At 72.2% G+C, this 20131-nt stretch carries 18 protein-coding genes; 6 read left to right on the forward strand and 12 right to left on the reverse strand.

All coding sequences use genetic code 11. The annotated features are described in order from the left end of the window. Nucleotides 1-187: 187 nt before the first annotated feature. Complete coding sequence (locus OG485_RS40795) at nt 188-1645, forward strand: hypothetical protein (RefSeq protein ID WP_328673899.1); 1458 nt, start codon at nt 188-190, stop codon at nt 1643-1645. Nucleotides 1646-1970: 325 nt separating this feature from the next. Next, complete coding sequence (locus OG485_RS40800) at nt 1971-3113, forward strand: winged helix DNA-binding domain-containing protein (protein ID WP_328673900.1); 1143 nt, start codon at nt 1971-1973, stop codon at nt 3111-3113. A gap of 320 nt (nt 3114-3433) precedes the next feature. Here OG485_RS40800 and OG485_RS40805 read toward each other — a convergent pair whose 3' ends face one another. Both OG485_RS40805 and OG485_RS40810 read right to left on the reverse strand, forming a co-directional pair. Beyond that, nucleotides 3434-4147, reverse strand: coding sequence for a response regulator transcription factor (locus OG485_RS40805; protein WP_328673901.1), 714 nt, complete (start codon nt 4145-4147; stop codon nt 3434-3436). Continuing rightward, nucleotides 4144-5406 (reverse strand): sensor histidine kinase, encoded by a 1263-nt coding sequence (locus tag OG485_RS40810; protein ID WP_443048979.1) that lies wholly within the window; start codon nt 5404-5406, stop codon nt 4144-4146. The genes OG485_RS40805 and OG485_RS40810 overlap by 4 nt, the downstream gene beginning before the upstream one ends. A 422-nt stretch (nt 5407-5828) precedes the next feature. Here OG485_RS40810 and OG485_RS40815 point away from each other — a divergent pair, with 422 nt between their 5' ends. Together OG485_RS40815 and OG485_RS40820 are read left to right on the forward strand one after the other, a co-directional pair. Further along, on the forward strand, nt 5829-6521 hold the full coding sequence (locus tag OG485_RS40815; RefSeq protein WP_328673903.1) for an ABC transporter ATP-binding protein: 693 nt from the start codon (nt 5829-5831) through the stop codon (nt 6519-6521). Continuing rightward, nucleotides 6518-8935 (forward strand): ABC transporter permease, encoded by a 2418-nt coding sequence (locus OG485_RS40820; RefSeq protein ID WP_328673904.1) that lies wholly within the window; start codon nt 6518-6520, stop codon nt 8933-8935. Before OG485_RS40815 ends, OG485_RS40820 begins: the two co-directional genes overlap by 4 nt. Nucleotides 8936-9120: 185 nt before the next feature. Here OG485_RS40820 and OG485_RS40825 read toward each other — a convergent pair whose 3' ends face one another. Both OG485_RS40825 and OG485_RS40830 read right to left on the reverse strand, forming a co-directional pair. Beyond that, nucleotides 9121-10335 carry a glycoside hydrolase family 3 N-terminal domain-containing protein gene (locus OG485_RS40825; RefSeq protein ID WP_328673905.1) on the reverse strand — a complete coding sequence of 405 codons (1215 nt, stop codon included), beginning with the start codon at nt 10333-10335 and terminating at the stop codon, nt 9121-9123. 180 nt (nt 10336-10515) lie between these two features. Continuing rightward, nucleotides 10516-10803: a hypothetical protein gene (locus OG485_RS40830; protein ID WP_328673906.1), complete on the reverse strand. Its 288-nt coding sequence runs from the start codon at nt 10801-10803 to the stop codon at nt 10516-10518. Between the two features lie 376 nt (nt 10804-11179). Here OG485_RS40830 and OG485_RS40835 point away from each other — a divergent pair, with 376 nt between their 5' ends. Together OG485_RS40835 and OG485_RS40840 are read left to right on the forward strand one after the other, a co-directional pair. Next, complete coding sequence (locus OG485_RS40835) at nt 11180-12145, forward strand: poly(ethylene terephthalate) hydrolase family protein (protein WP_328673907.1); 966 nt, start codon at nt 11180-11182, stop codon at nt 12143-12145. Nucleotides 12146-12205: 60 nt separating this feature from the next. Further along, nucleotides 12206-12850: a hypothetical protein gene (locus OG485_RS40840; RefSeq protein WP_328673908.1), complete on the forward strand. Its 645-nt coding sequence runs from the start codon at nt 12206-12208 to the stop codon at nt 12848-12850. A gap of 61 nt (nt 12851-12911) precedes the next feature. On the opposite strand, the gene OG485_RS40845 is transcribed toward OG485_RS40840, so the two are convergent. From OG485_RS40845 to OG485_RS40880, 8 genes are all read right to left on the reverse strand, one after another. Continuing rightward, entirely contained in the window at nt 12912-13658 is a 747-nt protein-coding gene (locus OG485_RS40845; RefSeq protein WP_328673909.1) for a maleate cis-trans isomerase family protein, read from the reverse strand. Next, nucleotides 13655-14353, reverse strand: a complete 699-nt coding sequence (locus tag OG485_RS40850) for a hypothetical protein (RefSeq protein WP_328673910.1) — start codon at nt 14351-14353, stop codon at nt 13655-13657. The genes OG485_RS40845 and OG485_RS40850 overlap by 4 nt, the downstream gene beginning before the upstream one ends. After that, the gene (locus OG485_RS40855; RefSeq protein WP_328673911.1) at nt 14350-15249 is read right to left on the reverse strand and encodes an SDR family oxidoreductase; all 900 of its coding nucleotides are present in this window, start codon (nt 15247-15249) and stop codon (nt 14350-14352) included. Before OG485_RS40855 ends, OG485_RS40850 begins: the two co-directional genes overlap by 4 nt. Then, entirely contained in the window at nt 15246-16211 is a 966-nt protein-coding gene (locus OG485_RS40860) for a hypothetical protein (RefSeq protein WP_328673912.1), read from the reverse strand. The genes OG485_RS40855 and OG485_RS40860 overlap by 4 nt, the downstream gene beginning before the upstream one ends. After that, a complete protein-coding gene (locus tag OG485_RS40865; protein ID WP_328673913.1) occupies nt 16208-17011 on the reverse strand; it encodes a hypothetical protein in 804 nt (267 codons plus the stop codon). The genes OG485_RS40860 and OG485_RS40865 overlap by 4 nt, the downstream gene beginning before the upstream one ends. 8 nt (nt 17012-17019) lie before the next feature. Continuing rightward, nucleotides 17020-18237, reverse strand: coding sequence for an aromatic ring-hydroxylating dioxygenase subunit alpha (locus OG485_RS40870; protein ID WP_328673914.1), 1218 nt, complete (start codon nt 18235-18237; stop codon nt 17020-17022). An 84-nt stretch (nt 18238-18321) separates the two neighbouring features. Continuing rightward, nucleotides 18322-19308, reverse strand: coding sequence for an alpha/beta hydrolase family protein (locus OG485_RS40875; RefSeq protein ID WP_328673915.1), 987 nt, complete (start codon nt 19306-19308; stop codon nt 18322-18324). Then, on the reverse strand, nt 19305-20111 hold the full coding sequence (locus OG485_RS40880) for a hypothetical protein (protein WP_328673916.1): 807 nt from the start codon (nt 20109-20111) through the stop codon (nt 19305-19307). Before OG485_RS40880 ends, OG485_RS40875 begins: the two co-directional genes overlap by 4 nt. Nucleotides 20112-20131: the final 20 nt, after the last annotated feature.

Below are 20131 nucleotides of genomic sequence, written 5' to 3' on the forward strand. Positions count from 1 at the left end.
ATTACGGCGTGTGGGTCGTGACCGGGCAACGGCTATCCGTGACGTCCCCGCCTCAACCCTGAGCCGACCCTGATGATCTGTCAGGGGTGGTGCGGTGTCTTGTCTGCGGGGTTCCGAGGGCGCTTGTAGGGGCACGGCACCCTCACCGGCACGTCTGCACGTCTGGCACACCTGACACGATGGCACGGTGTCCCCTTCCACCGAACCTCCCGCCGCCGCACAACCGGACCTCGACGTGCTGCTGCCTGGCCTGGGCGGCAACCCCTCCGCGCCGCCGGAGGTCCTCATCCGCCTGACTGCCGCGAACATCGACCGGTCCGGTCTGGCCCGGCGCCGGGACCTGCCCCCGGAAGCCGCGGCGGTGCTCGCCACCGACCCCGACGCTGCGGTGCGATCGGATCTCGCCGCCCATCCGCATCTCCCCCCGGCGGTCCAGCTCGCTCTCGCCGGCGACGCCGACCCGGGGGTGCGGGGCCGACTGGCCGAAGGGGCGGAGTATTTCACCACAGCCGGTGTACACGGGCGCCTCCTTCCGGACCCGCTGACGTACGAGGTCTACGAGCTGCTGACGTGCGACCCGGAACCGAAAGTCCGTCGCGCGCTGGCCTTCAACCACCGGCTGCCGGAGGATCTGCGGGTCAGGATGCTCGATGACCCGGACCCGCGGACGGCCGCGATCGCAGCCTCCCAATGGCCCTCGGCGTCGGCCGGCCGCATCCAGGAACTCCTGGCACGGGTGACCGGCTCCTTCGGCCGGGAGCTGCTTCTGCTTCGCCTGGACGGCCCGCTTCCCGTCGAGGCGGCATACGCCCTGGTCGCCGAGATCGACTCCGCGGTGGACGGGACTTCGCGCAGCGAAGGTCTGCTCTCGCAGGTCGCCGAAGTCGCCGACTTGGACACCGGTCTGACCGACCGGTTCCTGGCGACTCCCGACCTTCGCGCGGCGGTCGCGGCCAACCCGACCCTGCCGCCCGAGCACGTCGCGGACCTGGCCCGCGATCCGGACAACCGGGTCCGCGCGGCCGTCGCCGCCCGGCGCGGCCTCGACCCGGTGCTGCGCGAGTCGATCCCGGTGGACTACGACGACCGGAGCAGCAGAGTCGTCGGCTGGCTGCGGACCGAGGACCTGTCCGCGGCGGATCGGATGGCGTTCGCCCGAAGCCGTCACCAGATATTCCGCAAGACCCTGGCAATGCGCCCCGATCTGCCGGACGACGTCGTCGGGATCCTCGCCGACGACGAGAGCTTCGCGGTGCGTCTCTTCGTGTGTGAGCGACAGCCGAACGCCCCCGGCCGGCTGCTGGCGCAGATCGCCGAGAAGTGGACCAGCTACAGCCGGTGGGACATGCTCGGCCACAAGAACTTCCCCGCCGACGCCGCCACTCGTCTGGCCCGCTCCGATGATGTCCAGGACCGCGCGGTCGCCGCGGCACATCCCGGATTGCCGGCCGATACGATCGAGGCTCTGCTCACCGACGAGAACGACGCCGTACGGCGCTGGGCCGCGACCAACCCCGCCATTCCGGCCGACCGGCTGACCGAACTGCTCGGGGCCGCGGACCGTTCGGTCGCGGCTGGAGCCGCCGCGAACCCGTCGCTTCCCCTGACCGCGATGCATCGGATCCTCGACCGGGCAGGACTGTGACGACGCGGCGCCGTCGGTCGGACAACATCGGGCGGGCGTGCAGCGCTGTCAGACCAGGCTGACAGCTCCGCCCAACTCGACCGTGTCCGGCTGCTCGCCGACGGGGATCGCCGCGTCGTGGGGTCGGGCAGCCATACCGAGATCATTCACGACGACATGGAACTCCGCGCTGTCGCTCGACGTGTGCTCGGGGACCTGGCGCCTTGGACAGAGAACGCGTAAGACCCGCCCGGCTCCAGGGCCGAGCCGTCTGCTGCCGGGTCGCGTAGCGGTTCACGATGTGCTGATGGTGCCGCCGATGCCGGCCGGGCGGGATAATCCGGGCGTGACCCTCACCGCGCGGCAGCTCACCCTGGCGACCCTGGACCGTCAGCTCCTCCTGGAGCGCAGGCGCCTCGACGTGGCGGAGGCGGTCCGCCAGGTCTGCGCCGTTCAGGCACAGGCACCCGCGTCGCCGTACGTGGCCCTGTGGAACCGCGTGGAGGGCTTCGTGCCCGAGGATCTCGACGAGGCGTTCACGGAGCGCCGGATCGTGAAGGCGACCCTCATGCGGATCACCCTGCACGCCGTCCACGCCGACGACTACGCGCCGTACCACGCCGCCATGGCCCGGAGCCTGCGGGCATCGCGCCTGTACGACCGCCGCTTCACCTCGTCCGAACTGACCGACGCCGACGCCGACGCGCTGCTCCCGCGGCTCGCCGAGTTCCTGGCGCACCCTCACACCGGAGCCGACGTGGAGGGGGAGGTCACCGCGCACTTCGGCGAACACGCGCACCGTTTGTGGTGGGCCTTGAGGACGTACGCGCCGATCCATCACGCGCCGACCGGCGGTCCGTGGTCCTTCGGACTGCCGAACACCTACCTCGCCTCGCCCGTCGCCCCGGGGGCCGAGGCACAGGACGCGGCGGCGGGAGTACGGCGGCTCCTGCTCTCCTACCTCCGGGCGTTCGGACCGGCGTCGGCCCAGGACTTCGCGCGGTTCACCCTGCTGGGCCGCCCCGTGATCACCCAGGCGCTGAGCGAGCTCGGTGACGAGGTGGTGCGGGTTCCCGGACCGGCCCGCGCCGCCCTGTACGACCTGCCGGGTGCCACCGTGCCCGCGGAGGACACCCCCGCGCCGCCGAGGCTGCTGCCGATGTGGGACAGCACGCTGCTCGCCCACGCCCTGCCCGGGCGGGTCATGCCCCAGGAACACCGGCCGCTCGTCGTCCGGCGCAACGGCGACATCCTGCCCACCCTGCTCGTCGACGGCCAGGTCGCCGGGGTGTGGCGCACAACGAACGCGGGCCTGGAACTCACCACGTTCCGCAAGCTCGACAAGGCGGCTTGGCGCGGACTGACCGAGGAGGCGGAGAAGCTGGCGGCACTGCTCGCCGACCGGGACCCGGCCCCGTACCGCCGCTACAACCACTGGTGGGACAAGGGAATTCCGGCAGTCGAGACCAGGACGGTCAAGGGCTGCTGAACCGGTCAAGCGCTGCTGAACCGGTCCCCGAGGGAGAGCGGGCGTGGTTCAACCGGTGCCGAGGTGGGGGCGTGGCTCAACCCGGGCCGAGATGGCGGGTGTTGCTCAACTGCTCCCGAGGCGGAAGGTGTTGCTCGTCCTGACCGGGGACACTGCGGACTGGCGGGCGACCTGAGCATCGAGCGGACCGGTCTGCCTCTCTCCGCCGAGGCGTCCCACGGCCCTGGTCCCCGGTCAGGGTCCCGGCCGGGGACCGGGCTCGGCTTCCCGATCCCGACATCGGCCTCCGGTCCCCAGTGCCCCGCCCCCGCCGTAGGACGTCAGCCGGTGCCGGGCGGGCCCTGCGGGGAGATCAGACCGCTCTCGTAGGCGAGGACCACGGCCTGTACCCGGTCCCTCAGGTCGAGCTTCGACAGGATGCGGCCCACGTGCGTCTTGACCGTGGTCGGGCTGAGGAACAGGCGGTCCGCGAGTTCGGCGTTGCTGAGGCCGGTCGCCAGCAGGCGGAGCACCTCCAGTTCGCGCGGGGTCAGCCCGGACAGATCACGGTGGAGGCCGGTCCGCGGGGACTCCTGGCGGTGTGCGAAGCGCTCGATCAGCCGACGGGTGATCGTGGGTGCGAGCAGCGCGTCGCCGGAGCGTACGAGGCGTACGGCTGCCACGAGGTGCTCGGGGGTGACGTCCTTGAGCAGGAACCCGCTCGCTCCGGCGGTGAGCGCCGCGTAGACGTAGTGGTCGAGGTCGTACGTCGTGAGGATGATGACCCGGGTGCCCTGGTAGCCCTCGGAGCCGTCGGCGCCTTCGAGGCCGCCGCCGAGAATGCGCCGGGTGGCCTCGATGCCGTCCATCCGCGGCATCCGGATGTCCATGAGGACGACGTCGGGCCGGGTGCGTCTGACGGCGTCGACGGCTTCGGCGCCGTCCGCCGCCTCGGCCGTCACCTCGATGCCGTCGGCGGCGAGGATCATCCCGAAGCCGGTACGCACCAGGGCCTGGTCGTCCGCGATGACGGCGCGCAGAGCGGGCCCGTTCACACCGCCTCCCACGGGATGCGGGCCGTGACCCGGTATCCGCCGGTGAGCGTGGGCCCGGCGGTGAGCCTGCCGCCGTAGACCGCGAGCCGTTCGCGCAGCCCGATCAGCCCGCGGCCGTTGCCGTCCACCGGGGGCGAGTCGCGGACCGCTCCCGTGTCGGTGACCGCTATCTCCAGCCAGGATCCGGAGAAGCCGATCTCCACCGTCGCACCGGCGCCCGCCGCGTGCTTGATGGTGTTGGTGAGCGCCTCCTGGACGACGCGGTACGCCGTGAGCTCCACCCCGGGCGGCAGCGGTCCTGGAGGCAGCGAGACGGTCAGGGCCACCGATGTCCCGGCGGCCCGCACCCTTTCGGTGAGGGCGTCGAGCTGTCCGAGGCCGGGCTGCGGTTCCAGGCCGTCGGCGGGGGTGTCGGCGCTCGCGTCCGGGCCCGCCAGCAGGCCCATCACATGGCGGAGTTCGGCCATGGCGGCGCGGCCCCCTGCCTCCACCGCGAGCAGTGCTTCCTTGGACCGCTCCGGGGCGGTGTCCATCACCTTGCGCGCCGCTCCCGCCTGAATGACCATCACGCTCACATTGTGGGTGACGACGTCATGGAGCTCCGCGGCTATCCGGGCCCGCTCCTCCTCGACGGCCCTGCGCATGGCCTTCTCCTGAGTCTGCTGAAGGTCGGTGAACCGCTTGCGGCTCGCTTCCAGCCGCAGGCGCCCGAACCGGACGAGGCTCGCCAGCACCCCGACCAGGAGGAGTACCACGGCGGGACTGGACCAGCCGGGAAGCATGGGGTCCGCATCCCGGAACGCGAGACCCGCCAGCACGGCGGCGACGATCAGCGCGACCATGGCCCGCGCGCGGTAGCGGCTGTGCACGACGGCTCCGTACGCGCCGATGCTGCAGGTCAGCACATTGATCCAGGAGACGCGATCCGCTATGGCCAGCGCCGCGGCGGTGACCATCGCGAGCGCGAGCAGCGGATACCTGCGCCGGGCCGCGAGCGGCAGCGCCGAGAGCACGACCAGGACCCAGGGCGCGGAGGACTCCGACGGGTACTCGGCCCCCGGGGCCGGGGGCTGAGGCGGTACCGGGTACGGGAACTCGGGCCGGTTCGCGGTCACGGCCCGGGAGCTGATCCGTACCGGCCCGTCCCCGGGGTAGCGCGCCGCCACGACGAGCGCGACGACGGTCAGGACGACCGCCAGCACCACGTCCAGACGCAGCGCCCGCCGGGACAGCGGGGCGGGCTCACCCTCCGGCCGCATCGCCTCGCGGAGGCGCGCCCACCACGTCCCGGGCCGCAGCACGTCGCCGGTTCGCACCCGCCAGTCGCTTGCCCGCTCCGGCCGGTCGCCGGTGCGCTCCCGCCGGTCTGCGACCCGCTCCCGCGCGGGGCCGGCCTGTTCTCGCTCTGTGCCTGACCACGACGCGTCGTGCGGCCGCCCGTGCGGGTCCTCCTTCTCCATCCGCACATTGTGCGGCCCGGCGGCACGGTTCCACGTCCACCTGCGTGACCGGCGCACCTGTCCGCCAGGAGTACTCCTCGAGGATGACCCCGCCGCCGGGTCCTCCGCGGGGAGGGCCGTATGTCGGTGCCCCGGCCGACGCGCCGCCGCCGCCTCCGCCCGTACGTTCGCCGGACTTGTACAGGGCATCGGCTCATCGACCGTGAAGGACGGACACACCCATGAATCACGTGATCGAACTGGAGGGCGTCGCCAAGCGGTACGGGGGCGCCGACGCCCCGGCGCTCGGACCGGTCGATCTCGGCGTGGCCCAGGGCGAGGCCCTGGCCGTGACGGGGCCGTCCGGCAGCGGAAAGTCCACGCTGCTCAATCTCATCGCCGGTCTGGACCGGTCCAGCGAGGGCACCGTGACCGTGGCCGGGCAGCGCATCGACCGGCTGAGCGAGCACGCGCTGGCCCGGTTCCGCCGTGAACGGATCGGCATGGTCTTCCAGTTCTTCAACCTGCTCGACGACCTCACCGTCGCCGACAACATCCAGCTCCCCGCCCAGCTGACCGGGACCGCCCGGCGGGCGGCGGCGACCCGTGCCGAGGAGCTGATGGAGGTGCTGGGAATCCAGAAGCACGCCCGCGCCTACCCCGGGCGTTTGTCCGGCGGCGAACGCCAACGCGTCGCGGTGGCACGGGCCTTGGTGAACAAGCCCGCGCTGCTGCTCGCCGACGAGCCGACCGGCGCGCTGGACACCGCGTCGGGGCAGGAGGTCCGCGAGCTGCTAGTGGATCTGCACCGCGGCGGGCAGACCGTCGTCCTGGTCACGCACGACCTGGAACTGGCCCGGGCCTGCGCGCAGCGCACGATCCATCTGGTCGACGGCAAGGTCGCCGTCGACACGCGCGCGGAGGCCGTCCGATGATCCGGTTCGGCGGCGGTGCCCTCGGCCGGGTCGTGCGCTCCGGGGTCGGCAGACGACGTGTCCAGACGCTGGTGATCGCCGTGGCCACCATGATGGCCGTGGCCTCGGCCGTGGTCGCCGGGTCCCTCATGGTCGCCACGAACGCACCCTTCGACCACGCCTTCGCGCGGCAGCACGGGGCGCACCTCACCGCGCAGCTCGACCCGCACCGGGCGAGCGCGGCCCAACTGGCGAGCACCCGCGGCCTGGAGGGGGTGACGGCGAGCGCGGGTCCGTTCCCGTCCACGACGATCAACCCGATCGGCCAGGACGGCGGACACCTGCCCGCGTTGACGCTCGTAGGACGGTCCGGTCCCGGCAAGGACGTCGACGCACTCGACCTGAAGTCGGGCCGGTGGCCGCGCAAGTCGGGTGAGATCGTGCTGTCCGCCTCGTTCCAGGGCCCGGATCTCGTGCTCGGCGCGACCCTGATGAGTTCCGAGGCCGCGGACGCGCAGACGCTGACCGTCGTCGGCTTCGCGCTGTCCACGAGCGGGAGCGCCGACGTCTGGGCGACCCCCGCCCAGGTCAGGTCCCTCGCCACCGGGGAGAGCGTCCTGGCGAGCCAGATGCTCTACCGCTTCGACTCCGCGGCGACGAAGTCACAGATCGCGGCCGACCGGAAGAAGCTCGCCGCCGCCCTTCCCTCCGGGGCACTCGTCGGTACCCAGTCGTGGCTGGACACCAAACACGCCGTCGACCAGGGCGCGGCGGCCACGATCCCGTTCCTGTTCGCGTTCGGCGTGCTCGGCATCGTCATGTCGGTGATCATCATCGGCAGCGTGATCAGCGGCGCCGTCGGCACGGGGCTGCGCCGGATCGGCATCCTCAAGGCCATCGGATTCACTCCGCGCGAGGTCGTACGGGCCTATGTGGCCCAGGCGTTGATCCCCGCGACGGTCGGCATCGCGCTCGGGGTCGTCCTGGGGAACCTGCTGGCGGTGCCGCTGCTGGCGGACACCGAGTCCGTGTACGGCACCGTGTCGCTCTCGGTGGCCTGGTGGGTGGACGTCGTGGTGCCGGCCGGTGCGCTGCTCGTGGTGATGATCGCGGCGCTGGTGCCCGCGCTCCGGGCCGGCAGGCTGCGTACGGTCGAGGCCATCGCCGTCGGCAGGGCGCCGCGCACCACACGCGGTCAGTGGGCGCACCGCGCGGCGGGGCGGCTGCCGCTGCCACGTCCGGTGACGTACGGCCTCGCGAGTCCCTTCGCGCACCCCGTACGGGCGATCGCGATGGTGCTGGCGGTGACCTTCGGGACGGTCGCCGCGACGTTCGCGGTGGGACTGACGCAGTCCCTCAACGCGGTGGCGAGTGCGCAGGATCCCGAGAACAGCGCCGATGTCACCGCCGTCACCGGTGGGCCGGGCGGCTCCGGGCCCGGCGTGCCGGAGAAGAAGCAGAAGCCGCCCACGGCCGGTTCCCGGCAGGCGTCCGGTGGCTCAGGGCCGGACCAGCAGGAGCCGGCGGATCCGGACGCGGTGCGGGCCGCGATCGCGGCGCAGTCCGGCACCGCCACGTACTACGGCACGGCGACGGGCGACGCCACGGTGTCCGGCATCTCCGGCACCGTCCGGGCCACCCTCTACCAGGGTGATTCCCGCCCCGGCAGCTACGAGATGATCGCGGGGCACTGGATCTCCGGGCGGGGCCAGGTCGTGGTGCCCACCGGCTTCCTGGAGCGGACGGGAACCAGGATCGGCGATTCCGTGCGGGTGACGTTCCAGAAGGAGACGGTGAGCCTGCGCATCGTCGGCGAGGCCTTCGACACGTCGGACGACGGCATGCGGGTCCACGCGGATCTCGACAGCTTCGCCAAGGCGGAGCCGGAGGCATTCCGCATCGAGGTCAAGTCGGGGGTTTCCCCGGCCGATTACGCGCAGAAGCTCGGTGCGGTGCTCAAGCCGTTGGGCGGCGACGCCTTCGCCGAATCCGCCCCGGAGGGCGAGAACATGATCGTCCTGCTGGAGGCGATGGCGGCGCTCCTCACCCTGATGCTGGTTTCCGTGGCGGGCCTCGGCGTCCTCAACTCCGTCGTCCTCGACACCCGCGAGCGCGTCCACGACCTGGGAGTGTGCAAGGCGCTCGGCATGTCCCCGCGGCAGACCGTGAGTCTCGTACTCGCCTCGGTGGCCGGGATCGGCGTGGTCGGCGGGCTGATCGGGGTCCCGGCCGGGTTCGCGCTGCACGGCTATGTCCTGCCGGTCATGGGAGAGGCCGCGGGCACCCGCCTTCCGCCCTCGGTCCTCGATGTGTACGACGGCTCGCAACTGGTGCTGCTGGGCCTGGCCGGGGTGCTCGTCGCCCTGTCCGGCGCGATGGTCCCCGCGGGATGGGCGGCCAAGGTCCGTACGGCCACGGCGCTGCGCACCGAGTGATCCGCCGCGCGGCGGTCGGCGTCACCGCGATGCGGTCACTCCAGGAGCAGCCCTCCAGCCACGAGAGGTAGCCGTCCCGGGTTGAACACCAGCACCTCCCGGGACACTCCCCGGCCGTCGATCCTGGCGGCCGGGACCCGCGGACCGACCCCGGGTCTGCCGTGCTCGGCCTCGGTGCGACCCCGTCAGCCGCAGGAGAGGAGGCCTGCCTTCTGCTTGGCGTCCAGGATGCGATGGACGCTCTGGCTCACCTGCGTGCGGAAGGCCGCGCTCTGCGCCATCCGGCTCTGCACCGCCTTGGTCATGGCCGGGATCAGATTCGGTTCGACGGTCAGGACCAAGTCACCGCCGGCCGAGAGGAACTTGACCGCGCGGTCTCCCGGGGCCACGGACTTCACCGCCACCGCGTTCCCGAGGTCGTCCGAGATGACCACGCCCTTGAACCCCATGTTCTTGCGGAGCATGGTCTGGATCACCGTCGAGGAGAACGCGGCCCGGTTGTTCGGGTCGATCTTGCTGTACGTCGCGGAGGAGATCATGACGAACGGCGCCCCGGCATCGATGCCGGACTTGAAGGTGGTGACGCTCGGGCTCGTGCTCGTCGTCACGGTGTCCACGACGTTGGCCGTGGTGTCCGTGTTGCCGCGGACGTAGCCGAGTCCGGGGAAGTGCTTGAGCGTGGCCAGCACGCCGGACTGGGTGGAACCCGCGAGGAACGCGTTGCTGTGCGGGGCCACCGTCGCGGCCGTGTGACCGAACTCGCGGTCGTACCGGCCGATCGGAGCGTTGGCCGTGCCGAGGCTCGCGGGTACGACATCCGCGACGGGCGCCAGGTTCAGGTTCACACCGGCCGTCTTGAGCTCCTTGGCCCACACGGCCGCCTCGCTCCGTAGTCTCGTCGTGGTCCACGTTCCCTGAGTCAGCGCGCTCGGGATGGTCGAGAAGCCGGGGCCCCTCAGCACCTGCACCTGTCCGCCCTCCTGGTCGGTCGAGATCAGGAGGCCCACACGATGCCCGGCCACCGTGTCCGCCTTCGCCTGAAGACTGTCGGCAAGGGACTTGGTCGCCGTCGTCCCGGCGTTGCTGCGCCCGGCGAGGAACACCGAGCCGACGTGGTACTGACGCATGACATCTATGCGCTTGCTGTCAGGAGCGGACGGCGTGACCGATCCCATGAAGAGCTGGCCGACCCGCTGCGAAGCCGTCATCGCCGAATAGGTCTTGTCGGCGCAGGTGGCCGCCGCGAGCTTCGAGGTTCTCAGGGGCGGGTCGATCGTGGCGGCCCGTGAGACCTGGACACCTCCCACACCCGCCGCCGCGAGGGACACCGCCAGCGCGGAGGCGAGCAGGACGCGTCGGCTGACGGCGGAGCGATGGGTGGGCGACTGGTGTGATGCCATGAAGATACTCCGAGGGTGCCTGCCGGGGGCCCGCTTGTATCTTGAGCGGGAAGTCAGTTGCCTTGTCCAGCGTACCTCCGAGCCCTTGGGCCGGGTCCGAGCGTGCGGCGCTGCCTTTCCGAGGGTCTCGACGCCTGCTCGCGCGTCTACGGGGCGTCCCCGAAGACGGTGAGTATCTCCTTATGAGCCAGGTATCTCCTCATAAGCGTAGTAGGGGCGGTGAGGGACTTCCACCGATCCCCGGTAGGCCTCCGGCTTCGCGGCGCCGAGACCTTCCGGCAGGCCCTGGAACCGAACGGCCAGGGCCCGCCCGGCGTCCGCCTTCGCGTCGACGCACCGGCAGTCCGCCGCCCGGCCCTCGACCAGACCGGAAACGTCGCGCGAGTGTCCGGCGAGACCCGTCCCGTCACCCAATCCGCGCAGCAAGGTGGCGAGTTCGGCGGCAGGCCAGGTACGGGATCGGACCAAGGGAGCCCGTCGGCTCCTACGGTGCGGGGCGTAGCACGGGGCTGGGGCATGTGCGGTGGCGGGAACGCCGCATCGCAGTCGACGCCGTTCGTGGCGTGCGCCAGAGAGCTTGGACCGGGCGATGATCCACCTGCCTGCCCGCAAGGTCCGCGCACCCGACGAAGATCCGGCCGTCGGTTCATGGCGGGGATCCGTTCGAAGTCGTGGGCTTCCCCTGTTGACGGTGGCGAGGGACGGTCAGTTTACTGGTGTCGATGTGAAACGAAGTTTCTCTTATGGAAACCATGCGCGTCGTCTCCTGGTCAGGCCGCGAGGTCTGTGAGGGGCTGCTCCTCGTACGTCGTCCGCAATGACATGGCGAAGAACCGGAGTCCTCATGGTGCATCCCACACATCTCCTCGGATCAGGCGCGAGACGGGCGGTGACCGCCTTCCTCCTGGGGCTCGCCCTCCTGGCGGGGTCCGGCGGCCTGACCCGGGCGGAAGCCGCGGAAAGTCCGACCGTCTACCCGACGGCCGCCTACGCCACCACGGTCGGCCAGGACCCGGCCGACATCTACTACCCCGCGACCACCACCCGCCGACTGCCGGTGGCGCTGCTGCTCCAGGGCGCGAACGTCGACAAGTCGGCCTACGAGGGGTACGCCCGTACGGTCGCGGCTTTCGGCTTCGTCGTGGTGGTGCCCAACCACACCAGGACCCTGTACGGCGTGCCCGGACTGTGGGCCTCTTCCGACGAGGGGCTCGCCGCGGTGACATGGGCCGCTGCCGAGAACGCCGACGCCGACAGCCCCCTGGCAGGACGTATCGACGCCGGCACCCTGGTTCTGCTCGGACACTCCTTCGGTGGCGCCGCGGGGCTCGGCACCGTGCAGGGGCAGTGCGCCCCGCCGTTCTGCTTCGGCCTGCCCGCCGGCGCCGTCAAGCCGGCCCAGCTGAAGGCCGCCGCGTTCTTCGGCACGAACAACGTGCCCCCCGGCGGCGGGGCCGCCCCGGCCGTCGACAACACCGGAGTGCCCCTGGCGCTTGTCCAGGGGAGCGTCGACGGCGTCGCCGCACCCGCCGCGGCCCAGGCGACCTACGAGGCACTGACCGCCACGCCGAAGGCACTCGTCACCGTCACCGGGGCCAACCACTACGGCATCACCGACGCGCAGAACCCGACCGGGGCGCTCCCGGACACGTCGGTTCAGACGCTCGATCAGACCGAGAGCATCCGTACCTCGGCCCGCTGGTCCGCGCTGTTCCTGAGGGCGAGCCTGGGTGACGGGCTGGCCGCCGCCTACGTACGTCAGTGGGGAGACGGCGTCGACAACGCGGTGACCGTCCAACAGGCCTACTGACCGACTGCTCCGGTCCGGCGACCGCACGCACAGGCAGGGTTTCTCAAGTGGAGGAGTGTCATGGTCTCGGCGGCCCTGTTCCTGATAGGCGTTCTCCAACTCCTGCTCGCCTTCACCGCGTTCCGCAAGGGCCGTGCCCCCGGGCTGTGGATCGGTGTCCTCGGGTGCGCGCTGGCGTACGACTCGCTCGTCGTCGCGGCCGGGGCGATGGTGGGGGCGGGTGCACCGCTGGAGTGGCTCAACACCGGCCGTTTCGTGGTGCACGCCGTGCTGACGCCGCTCTCCGTGGTGTGCGGCGCCCTGCTGCTCGACCGAGGGCGGCGCACGGTCCGGTGGGCCTGGGCGTGCGCCGCGGCCCTGTCGGTACTCGGGGTGGCCACCACGCTGCCGGGCCTCGAACTGGAGCCCCGCTCCTGGGCCGGAACCCTGCGCTACACGGACGCCGGTGGCGGGGGCGCGCCCGTCGCGGCGGTTCTCTCCGTCCTGGCGCTGCTGGCGATCGGCGTCGTGGCGTGGAAGCGGCGATGCGTGCCCTGGATCGCGCTGGGCGCGTTCGCCGTCTTCGCCGCCTCGGCCTTCGCGTTCAAGGTGCCACCGCTGGGCAACGCCGGCGAGGGTCTCATGCTGGCCGGTCTGCTGGCCGCCCTGTGCGACCGGCGTATCGACAGGCGCCAAGAAGCCACGCCCGCACCGGCCGCGCTGTGACCGGGCCGGCCGGGCTCCCACGAGCCCGGCCCGTCCGGCCCGATCCGCACCGGTGTGGTTCTCAGTGCTCGCGCAACAGTGAACCCACGCCCCGCACCTGGTCGTCGACCCCGTTGTCGCGCAGTGCCATCCACCACGTGGCGGCGTTGATGGCGATGACCGGGAGCCCGAGCCAGCGCTCCGCCTCGTCGGCCAGGGCGACCATGGACAGGTTGGTCCCGCACTGCACGATCGCCTCGACCCCGTCCAGGAGGGCGAGTTCCGTCAGGGCCTCGCGCAGCCGCCGCTCTTCGACGTGGGCGATGGACACGGCCGTCGGACAGCGCAGTCCGGTGACACCGGCGACCTCGAAGCCCAACTCGGTGAAGAACTGCCGCACGTTGGCATCGCCGACCGGCTGATAAGGGGTCAGTACGCCGATGCGCCGCACGTCGAACAGACGCAGCGCCCGGTCGCAGGCCTCGGCGCCGGTGGCGACCCGCAGACCGGTGGCCTCGTGGATCTGGCGGATGAACACGCGGTTGCCCTCGACACCGCCCCAGAACGTCTCGGCCGACATGCCCATCACCATGTAGTCGGGTTCGCAGGTGAGCACCCGCTCGCAGGCCGCGCCGATCTCGTCGCGGATCTGGTCCAGCAACCGCTCCATCCCGGCGTCGCCGGACATGTCCTGGTCCCGGATGTGGATGCGCGAGAAGTGCGAGGTCACTCCGGGCACGGTCATCCGGTGGAAGTCCGGCTCCACGATGGTGTTGGTACTGGGGGCGATGACGCCGAACTTGTGGCGCCAGCCGAGGGCGTCGGTCATGGGTTCACCGTTCTGGACAGGCCGGCCGGGTGCGGCGCGGAGTGGGACAGTGAGCGGGCGAGCCTGAGGGCGGCGATCAGGAGGGCCGCCTGGGTGAGCGTGTTGCAGCCCTGCTCGGTCCATTGCAGGGTGACGCTCTGGTCGGGGCGGGCGGCCAGCGGCCCCAGCACGTACATGCCGAGCAGCCACAGGCCCGCCGCCGAAGCTGCCGGAGTGTCCCCGGCGGCCCGTGCGAGCAGGATGAGACGGACCCCGCACACGGTGACCGCGGCGATGGTCAGCACCATGACGGGCAGGGTCGAGCCCAGGAGCAGGGACAGCCCGCCCAGCAGCGTCCAGGTCGCGGCGAACCCCCACAGCGGGGGGACCCGGCCCGTTCCCCGTGGCGAGGGGACCGGGGACGGCAGGGACAGCAGGGCGTGGGCGAGCAGCAGGAAGCCCGCGGCGAGCAGCGGGAACAGCGCCTTGTTCAGGGGCTGGACGTCCGGCCCGTCGAGGGACACGACGAGTTTCCACACCGCCTTGGACAGCCCGCCCGCCAGGATCAGCGCGGTCGCCGTGACCGCCGTGGTCCCGGCCCGGGGTACGGCCCGTGCGACCGGCCGGATCAGACAGGCCGCCCCTATGCCGGTCAGGGCGACCGGCACGAAGTCCTGGAGCGCGAGCGCGACGGGATAGTCCACCGGCGTGCTCACAGCTCCGCCTCCCCGCCGTGTCCGGTCCCGCGCTCCGGGGCCGCCGACCCTGCCGGTCCCGGTGGCGCCGGTGGTCGGGGCGGTGCGGACGGCAGGACGTCGCGGGTGCGGAATCCGGCGGTCGCGAACCGCGCCGCCGCCCTGCGCCGGGTCAGCCAGGCGACCCGGCCGCCGTTGCGGGTCCGGTCCGCCAGGATCCGGTCGGTCAGCCAGGGCGCCACGGTCTCCACCCGGTCCGCCAGGATGTTCAGCACCTTGCGGACCTTCGCGTACTCCGCCGGGCCGTAGTCGTGCAACAGGAGGTCGGTCACGACCATGCCCGGCGACAGACGCAGCGCCCGTACGTCGTGCGGTGCGGTCACCGCCCGTTCGCGCAGGTCCGCGGCCAGGGCGTGGGTGAGGTAGGTGACGGCGCGCTTGGTGGTGCCGTACGCGCCGAGGCCCGGCAGGACGCGGCCGTCGGAGCCGAGGCCCTCCATGTTCCACAGGCGTCCGTGGCCTTGGGCGAGGAACCCGTTCAGCGCGACGGCCGAACCATGGGCGGTGCCCACCAGGTTCGTGGCGACGACGGCTTCCAGGTCACCGTCCGGCAGCTCCCAGAGCGGCCGTCGGACGGTGGCCGCCCCGGCGTTGTTGATCCATACGTCGACGCCGCCGAAGGTGTCGAGGGCCGCGTCCCACAGGTCCTGCACCTGACCCCGGTCGGTGACGTCCGCCGCCCGTCCGAGCAGCCGGTCCGCCGGGGCGTCCAGGACCGCGGCGGCCTCCTTCACGGTTCGTGGTCCGCGACCGGACACCACGACGCGGCAGCCCCGGTCGAGGAAGGAGCGGGCCAGTCCGTGGCCGATGCCGCGGGTGCTGCCCGTGACCACCACGACGGGCGCCCGCGTTCTCATGTCTCCTCCCAGCCGAGGACGCCGTGCACGACGGCGGCCAGGACGTTGCCGTCGAACAGTTCCCAGGTGACGGCCAGCTGCCCGCCCGCGGTCATGCCGGGGGTGGCGTCCAGGGCGAACTCGCGTCCCTTGACCTTGTGCACGTCCCCGTCGGTGAAGTGCCAGACCGGGTAGTTGGCCCGCCCGAACGCCTGGGCGTTGCCCCAGGCCCCCGGCCCCTCCCAGAACTCCCGGGTGCCGTCCCGGCGGCGTACGACGGTGAAGGCGCGGTCCACGCCGGCGCCCGTCCAGCGGACCCGGTGTTCGGTGCGCAGCAGGTCCAGCGGGGTGAGCCGGTCCTCCACCTCGACCGTTCCCCGCGGCTTCTGGTCGGCGCCCCACACCTCGCACGTTCCCCGGAAGGCGCCGGACCGCTTGGTGGGCAGGATCCACGGCACGGGACCGGACCGGGTCTCCGCGGCGAGATGGGCGTCGATCGCGGCGCGGGTCGCCGGATCGTCGGCCCCGGCGCCGATGGTGCGCCGGTAGAGGCCGTTGAAGCAGCCCACCACCGTCCATCCCTGGTAGAGGACGGACGAGTAGACCTGGGTCTCGCCGTCGGGCAGGACGTGGTTCCAGGTGTTGAGGTCGACCTGCCAGCCGGGTCCGTAGTAGTGGGCGTCCACGAACGAGCCGTACGGCTGGCCCGTTCCGTGGAAGTCGGGACCGTGGTAGATCCGGTTGTCGTCGGCGTCGGTCACGGCGAAGGCGAAGGGCGCGGCGAGCCGGAACCGGCCGGCCAGCGGGCCGCCGCCCTCAAGACCGCCGTCCATGCGGTAGACCGTGCCTCCGTCCTCGAACGCCGAGGAACGGCGGATGTCCTCGAATCCGCACCACGTGCCCGTCGCGTCGAACAGCGAGGGCCGGCCGTGCCATTCACCGGTGATGCGACGCTGCCAGGCGCTGGGCTCCGGGGCGCTCACGAGGCGTCCCCCTCCGCGCCGCCCGGGCTGCCGGTGATCAGCAGGCCGCGCAGTGCGTCGGTCGTGGCCGGGCCGAGGAGCCGGTCGACCTGCGCCCACACCGGATCGATCTCCCGGCTGAACAGCGCGGCCCGCAGCCGCCGGTCGCGGTCGGCGAGGTCCGTGTCCTTCACCTCGTCGGCCGCTGCCGGAGGGAAGTCCCCGGCCAGGGCCAGCCAGTGCTCCAGGTAGTTTTCGGCGATCGGTCCCACGGCCCGCAGTGCCGCCTCGTCGGCACGGTGCACGAGCATCCACGGCGACATCAGGGCGCGCTGGCGCGGACCGATCGCCGCGGGGGCCAGCCCCGGGATCTCCGCCGCGCTGCCGTGCGCCGGGGTCAGGGGGCCGTACACGGCGTCGGTGTACGCGGGATGGGAGGCCAGGTCCGCCCGCTGCACCAGGTCGAGGTGAAAGGCGTAACCCTCCCCGGCGTGCACGGAGTCGAGGGTGAAGTGCGGCAGCGGGCCCTCGGCCGCGCCGAACGCGAACACCATGTGGCTGTCGAGGCCGATGGCCGGGACCACCAGCGAGATGTGCACGACGGACGCGACGGCGCCGCTCCCGGTGAAATACCGGACGGAGCCGACCTCGCCGGGGAAGGCCGCACTCGTCAACCGCCCCCAGGGCGTGGGGGATTCGGTGACGTCCGTGACGGCTGTGAGACGGTCGAGGACGCGCGCGGACAGCGCGGCGGGCGGGGACTGCGCCGCCGCGCGGGCCGGTGGGACGGACGGGGGACGGGCCGCTGTCTGATCCGGCATCTCGGGGTTCACTCTCCGGACGGACGCTGTTCGGGGGCGTCGTCCTTGTCGGGGCCGGACGCGGACTGGGCGCCGTCGACCGTGGGGTGGAGGCCGTGCGCCTTCTGCTCCCAGGCGCGGGCGAACTCGGGAACCTCGCGGCGGCCGGGGGAGGCGATCACCGTCGAGGTGCGCTCGGGCACGTCCCCCGTGACGCGGTCACCGGCGCCCACCGTCCAGCCCTTGGCGGCGAGTTCCTGCCTCTTGCGCCGGTAGGCGACAGAGATCAGGTCCGAACGCAGGTGGAGTTCCGCGCCCAGGTCGGCGGGGAGCAGCTCCGGCCGGGTCCCGTCCACCACCGGGGCGTCCTGCCCGAAGATCCGGTACACCCGCTTGCGCGTGTTGGCGTCGGCCCAGGAACCGGTGAAGAAGTCCCGCAGGGCGACCCACTTGACGAGGGTGGTGGTCTCGTCGACCGGGATGTTCGTGTCGTAGATGATCATGTTGCCGAACGGCAGCCGCACATGCAGTTTGACGAGGTTCGGCAGCATCCAGCCCGCGGTACTCACCACCGGTGGCCGGTCCCGGCCCTGCGAACGCCGGTCCTGGTAGAGCCTCGACCACAGTCCCTTGGCGGTCGGCGGGTGCATGGAGACGGTGGCGAACGCCGACCACTCGTCGGGCTGGTCGAGGGTGTACTCCTCGACCTCCGGACGCTCCGGGTTGCCGAACGAACCCGCGTGCACGAACGGGGTGTGCGCGATGTCGCAGCCGTTCTCCAGCACCCGCTCGTAGTTGGAGTGCCAGAGGTACTCGCCGGTCACCGCCCTGAAGCGGCCGCCGTCCTCCAACAGCTCATCGAACTCGGGCCACTTGGGGATGGGCGGCCGTTCCTCCTCGAGCAGGTCGCCGAGGAACACCCAGACGAACCCGTACCGTTCGCGCGCCGGGTACGCGTCGACCCGGGCCTTCCTGGGGATGCCGCGGCCGGGCAGATTGGCGGGGATCCTGGTGCACGCCCCGTCGGGCTCGAAACGCCAGCCGTGGTAGGGGCACACCACGCAGTCCCCGGCGACGCTGCCGCCGGACAGGGCCGCGCCCCGGTGCGCGCAGAGGTCGGACAGGGCCACCGGGCGCCCGTCCTCGGTGCGGTACAGCACCAGACTCTGGCCCAGACAGGTCACTTTCAGGGGCCGGCGTCCCACACGGCCGGCGAACTCGACCGCGTACCAGAAGTTCTTGAGCATCCGTGGCGCTCCTCGGCGTCGTTCTCTGCTGGGGTGCGGGACTTGGGCCCGCGGAGCCGTGCGGGGCTTTCGTACGCGGGGAGTTCAGCGGCGTCGCACCGCGACGAGCCCGGGGTGCGGGGGCGCCAGCAGTTCGTCGAGCCGGGACCGAGCGGCGTCGTCGTCGCGCAGGTGGGCGGTGCAGAACAGGGTGATCAGACGGGACAGCAGGTCTCTGGCGGCACCGCCGTCGTCCGGGACCGTCCGTTCCAGGAACCCGCGCGCACCGGTGGGGTCCTGGGGGTGGCAGGCGGTGAAGTGGTTCGCGCCCGCCAGGGTGGCCAGGACGTTGCCGCCCGCCGCGTCGGGGACGGCCTCGTCGAACGTACGGGCCACCGGATCCGGCGGCGCCCCGCCGGGCGGTCCGGTGTAGCGGTCCGCGCTCGCGGCGATCACACCGTCGTGCTCGCCGGACAGCAGCAGTACCGGCGCGCCCCCGCCCGCCGGCAGGACGGTCCCCGGTGGCCAGCCGAGCAGGTCGGCGACGACCGTGTGGGCTCCGTAGGCGAACACCGCCCGTACACCCGGGGTCAGACCGGCCGACTGGAGCGCCACCGTGCCACCCGCCGAGTGCCCGCCGAGGGCGACCCGGTCGGTGTCGAGCAGCCCGGCCAGCGGCGGCCTGGTGCCGAGTTCCCGTACGGCTGCCAGCAGTGCGCCGATGAGCGGGCTGGTCGGACGGGTGCCGTACCCGGCCGGGGCCGCCGCTTCGAGGTCCACCGCCGGGGTGAGGCCGTGACTCCCGGCGAACAGCTCGCCCACCAGGTCCGTGGTCACGGTGACCACGCCCGCCGACGCGAGCGCGACGGCCAGCCAACGGTAGGCGTCCTGACCGACGTTGATGCCCGGAAGGAGCAGCGCCACCGGGTACGGGGCTCCCTCCGGGTCGGCCGGGATCTCGCCCGAGAGCCGCTCGGCGTCGGAGCCGGTGGGCCGAGCCGGATAGAACACCCGCAGGTGCGCGGTGTCGAACGGCTCCTTGAGGCCCGGTACCCGGCAGGCCCACCACAGGGCCCGTACGCCGGCGGTCATCTCGGCCTCGGCAGTTCCCGGTCCCCGCCCCACAGGGCACGGACCAAGCGGTCGGTCGTCTCCTCGCCGAAGTAGCGCACCCCCATGACGTTGGCGGGGTCCCGCTCCGCGATGTTGCGCCGGGTGGCCAGGTCCGCGGCGGCCAGGATGTCCCGCTCGTCCGGGGGCACGGCCTCTGCCGCGTCCACCCATCCGAGCCAGCGGTCCACGTGCGCGTGGGTGAGCGAGCGGACCAGGCCGACGTGCTCCTGGTCGCGGGGCATCGAGTAGCAGTACGCGGTCGGGGACAGACTCGCCCGGATGAACCCCGCCCGGCTGGTGAACCAGTCCAGGGACGGGTGCTGTTCCCGGGTGGCGAGCCACTCCTCGTCGAGCGGGGCGTAGTAGCGGTCGTAGTACGCGCCGTCGGCGACCAGGTTCGCGCGGGGCACTGAGTCGAGATAGAACCAGCCTCCCGGCCAGCACAGCAGGGCGATGCCCAGGTGCGGCACCCGGATGTGCGGGCCCAGCCACACCGTCAGGTGCAGGTTGGCGAAGCCGCGGGTCGGGTTGCCGAGCCAGGAGTGCACCATCCAGTCGACCTCGGGCCCGCTGTAGGCGGCCAGTGAACCGCCCGGGCTTCGCGGGGGCGCGCCGTAGGAGTCGAGTCCGAGCGTGGAGGGGTCGCGGCGCAGTTCGAAGCGGGCGTCGATCTTGGACTTGAGTTCCGCGAGCAGTTCCCGCCACTGCTCGAAGGTCTCGGTCACGTCGGTGACGGGCGCGTCGTCCGTCATGTCCTGCACGGCCTTGAGGGTCTCGGCCACGGAGCAGCTCCTCGGGGTTC

The organism is Streptomyces sp. NBC_00328 (genome assembly GCF_036139655.1).
Classification (GTDB): domain Bacteria; phylum Actinomycetota; class Actinomycetes; order Streptomycetales; family Streptomycetaceae; genus Streptomyces.